Origin of the sequence: Actinomadura sp. KC345 (assembly GCF_004348515.1) — a bacterium.
Classification (GTDB): domain Bacteria; phylum Actinomycetota; class Actinomycetes; order Streptosporangiales; family Streptosporangiaceae; genus Spirillospora.
Map to the genome: position 1 here is coordinate 1 of NZ_SMKH01000467.1, position 3,967 is coordinate 3,967.

At 69.6% G+C, this 3,967-nt stretch carries 5 protein-coding genes; 4 read left to right on the forward strand and 1 reads right to left on the reverse strand.

The genetic code is table 11. The annotated features are described in order from the left end of the window. From E1281_RS40890 to E1281_RS38225, 4 genes are all read left to right on the forward strand, one after another. On the forward strand, nt 1-379 hold a 379-nt coding region (locus E1281_RS40890), incomplete at its 5' end, for a DUF5666 domain-containing protein (RefSeq protein WP_207943758.1). A 59-nt stretch (nt 380-438) separates the two neighbouring features. After that, the gene (locus E1281_RS38215; RefSeq protein ID WP_131884581.1) at nt 439-1,116 is read left to right on the forward strand and encodes a response regulator transcription factor; all 678 of its coding nucleotides are present in this window, start codon (nt 439-441) and stop codon (nt 1,114-1,116) included. Further along, on the forward strand, nt 1,113-2,462 hold the full coding sequence (locus E1281_RS38220) for a HAMP domain-containing sensor histidine kinase (protein ID WP_131884582.1): 1,350 nt from the start codon (nt 1,113-1,115) through the stop codon (nt 2,460-2,462). The genes E1281_RS38215 and E1281_RS38220 overlap by 4 nt, the downstream gene beginning before the upstream one ends. Nucleotides 2,463-2,888: 426 nt before the next feature. Next, nucleotides 2,889-3,524: a GPR1/FUN34/YaaH family transporter gene (locus E1281_RS38225; RefSeq protein WP_131884583.1), complete on the forward strand. Its 636-nt coding sequence runs from the start codon at nt 2,889-2,891 to the stop codon at nt 3,522-3,524. 41 nt (nt 3,525-3,565) lie between these two features. Here E1281_RS38225 and E1281_RS38230 read toward each other — a convergent pair whose 3' ends face one another. After that, nucleotides 3,566-3,811, reverse strand: a complete 246-nt coding sequence (locus tag E1281_RS38230; protein ID WP_131884584.1) for a hypothetical protein — start codon at nt 3,809-3,811, stop codon at nt 3,566-3,568. Between the last annotated feature and the right edge of the window lie 156 nt (nt 3,812-3,967).

The window sequence follows — 3,967 nt, forward strand, 5'->3', positions numbered from 1 at the left end:
GTCCCCCACGGCCCGGCCGGACGACCGGGGCAAGGACCACCCCCACAGGTGGCACCACGGCCCGCGCGGCCCCGGCTTCGGCTTCGGCTCGCGCGGCCACGGCGTCCACGGCGAGGCCACCGTCCAGGACGACGACGCCTTCCGCCTCGTCACCTGGCAACGCGGCAAGATCACCGCCGTCTCGCCGACGACGCTGACCGTCCAGAGCGAGGACGGCGCCACCTGGACATGGACGACCAACGACGACACCCGCATTCGCAAGGACCGCGACGACGCCGCCCTCAAGGACCTCGCCAAGGGCGACGAGATCCTCATCGCAGGCGAACGCACCGGCAACACCCGCACCGCCAAGTTCGTCCGCACACCCCTCCCCAACTGACCACCAGGCCGCCCCCGTGGGATGGGACGATCTGTGGGAGTCGATGAGCGCAGGGGCCGATGAGCGAGAGCAGGCGAATTCTCGTCGTGGAGGACGAGGCCAACATCCGTGACCTGATCGAGGTCGCGCTGCGCTTTCACGGGTTCGCGACCGTGACCGCGGAGACCGGCGAGAAGGCCCTGCGCCTGGCCGACCGGAAACGCCCCGACCTCGTACTGCTGGACGTCATGCTGCCCGACGTGGACGGCTTCGAGGTCTGCCGGCGGCTGCGCGCGGACGGGAACCAGGTCCCGGTGATCTTCCTGACCGCGCGGGACACCCCGTCCGACACCGTCACCGGGCTCACCCTCGGCGGCGACGACTACGTCCCCAAGCCGTTCTCCATCGAGGCCCTGATCGCGCGGGTGCGGGCCGTGCTGCGGCGGGCGGCACCGGCCGCGCCCGACGACGTCCTGCGCGTGGGCGACCTCGAACTGGACGAGGCGCAGTGGACGGTCCGGCGCGGCGGCGTCGTCGTGGACCTCTCACCGACCGAGTTCCGCCTTCTGGCGTACCTGATGCGGAACGCGGGCATGGTGCTGTCGCGCAGCCAGCTTCTCGCGGGCGTGTGGGGCTGGGACCACGGGAACCCGCAGGTCGTGGAGACCTACGTCAGCTACCTGCGCCGCAAGCTGGACCCGCTGGGCACACCGCTCATCCACACCCAGCGCGGGGTGGGCTACGCGCTGCGGCCATGACGCTCAACGCCCGGCTGCTCACCGGCCTGCTCGCCATCGCCGTCGCAGGGCTGACGATCATGGGCGTGGTCAGCGCGTTCGTGCTGAACGGGTACCTGATGCACCGCGTCGACGATGACCTCCAGGCCACCCCGGGCCACGCCGTGGCACGGCTTCTGCGTCCCGGGTTCCCCGGACAGGGCGTCGCCCCGGCCCGGTTCGTCGTGCTGGCGGTCGGCCCCGCGAACCAGGTGCACGTCCTCAGCGGCGACACACCGGACCCCGGGCGGGCCGTCGCCGAAGTGGAGAAGCTCAGCGAGGCCGAGCTCGCCGCGCACGCAAGCACACGCGAACCGTTCTCCCTCCCGGGACTGCGCGCGGTGGCCCGTCCCTGGCGCAACGGCGTCATCGTCGTGGCCTCCCCACTCGACGAGATCCACCTGGCCGTCCGCAACCTCGTGCTCGCCGAGATCGCGACGGCCGTCGTCCTCCTCGCGCTGCTGGCGCTGCTCGGGCGCAGGCTGATCGGCCGCGGCCTGCGCCCGCTGGACCGGATGGCCGCCACCGCCGACGCCATCACCGCGGGCGGCGACCTGCGCGCCCGGATGCCGGGCTCGGGCGAACGCACCGAGGCGGCCCGGCTCGCCGCTGCCATCAACGTGATGCTGGAGCGGATCGAGCAGGCCTTCTGGGCACGCAGCCGCTCCGAGGCCCGCGTCCGCGAGTTCGCCGCCGACGCCTCGCACGAGCTGCGCACACCGCTGACGACCGTCCAGGGCTATGCGGAGCTCTACCGGCACGGCGCGCTCGGCCCCGACGAACTGCCGGACGCGATGCGCCGCATCGAGGACGAGGCGCGCCGTATGAACAAACTGGTCACAGACCTCCTGGAGCTGGCCCGCCTGGACCGCGAGGTGTCGCTGCGGCCGGTCGCCGCCGATCTGGTCGTCCTCGCCCAGGACGCCATCGCCGACGCGGCGGCCGCCGACCCGGATCGTCCACTCCGGCTGGACGCCCCTGACACGCTGATCGCAACCGTCGACGAATCACGCATCCGCCAGGTGTTCGTGAATCTTCTGGCAAATATTCGCGCCCATACACCTCCTGGTACAGCGGCGACCGTCCGCCTCGAACCGGGCGTTATCGAGGTGGCCGACGAGGGACCCGGCATGTCCGCCGCCGATGCCGAGCGCGCCTTCGAGCGCTTTCACCGCGCCGAGCACGGCACCGCCGGAACGGGCCTCGGACTTCCGATCGTCGCCGCGATAGCCGCCGCCCATGGCGGCCGCGCCGAACTGCGCTCCGCACCTTCCAGGGGAACGATCGTCCGCATCACCCTCCCCAACTCGACCACCCCGGAACGCTAGCCGTCCCCTACGACAGTTCGCCCGACTCCCGCCCGCCGACACCGCCGCCAGAACGGCAACCCGCGACCCTCAAAAAGATTAATCCAAATCTTTCCCCCAACTACCGCTATATCAAGCGATATACCCACAAACACATCACCACGCACAGGCCCACACGAGATAAAGCAAGGACCAAACACTGGAAATATTTCGCGAAGCGGACAACGAACCGAAACTCCGCCAGAGCTAACCTGGCAATAGGGACCGGCACGTCCGACAATTCCAGACCGGTCCTGGTCGCGCCGGATGCCTGGCAAGACGGCGAGGTCGGATAGTACGGGCAACGTCCCGCCGGTGCGGCATACGTGACGTCCGCTTCGTCCATTCCCGCCCGGCCCGCACGCGGACCAGACGAGACACGGCGATGGGACTCCACCAGGAGGCACCATGACCCAAGTCGAGCAAGAGTCCACACCGCGGACGCAGCCCGCGGTCGCCGACCCGGCCCCGCTGGGGCTCGCGGCCCTGGCGCTGACCATCTTCCTCTTCTCCGCCAAGAACGCCGGCTGGACCAACGGCACCGACGCCTGGCTGGGCTACGCCCTCGCCTACGGCGGCCTCGTCCAACTCCTGGCGGGCATGTGGGAGTTCCGCAACCGGAACGTCTTCTGGGCCACGGCCTTCGCGTCCTTCGGCGGCTTCTGGCTCGGCCTCGGCCTCTACGTCGTCCTGCTCGCCGGCGCGACGACCCCCGCACAGCAGGCCAACGACATCGGCTGGATCCTGCTGGCGTTCGCGATCTTCAACGCGTACATGCTGCTGTGGAGCACGCAGATCAACCAAGCCGTCCTCGCCGTCTTCGTAACCCTGGAGGCCACGCTGATCATCCTGCTCATCGGCAACCTCGCCACCAGCGAGGTCACCATCAAGATCGGCGGCTACCTCGGCATCCTGACCGCCATCTGCGCCTGGTACGCGTCCGCCGCGGGCCTGATCAACGGCATGCTCGGCCGGACGGTGCTCAACGTGGGCACGCCCGTCCTCAAACACCTCATTCCCGACTCCACGCCCCGCCGCCACTGACCCGGAACCCGACTACGAGCCTCGAAAGGCGTCCCGCGAGATCAGCGTCCCTCTGGGCTCTCGTCCGGGCCGACCGGCCCGCCGAACAGGGATTCGACGTCGGCCGTGGGGACTCGGGCGATCACGATGAGAACTTTCTCGACGCTCGCGGGGCTACGGCTCGTCACCTCGACGTGGCGCTGCTCCTCAACAGAGGCACGCACAAACGCATTGAACAGGTAGTGGTCGCCTTCTTCGCTGTAGCCGTCCGCCCAGATCTCAACCTGCGAGCCGCTCTTGAGCGTCACGATCCAACGACCGGGCGGCCCCGCAGCAAACTAATGGGCGCGTAAGCCGCAGCGAGGCCCGGACTCTGGGAGCACGCCTTCCCCGCTCCTGCACTGCAGTGCCTGATGAAGACCGGTGGATCCTGGTGTCCAGGCCCCGCTGTTGACCTTGGCGGG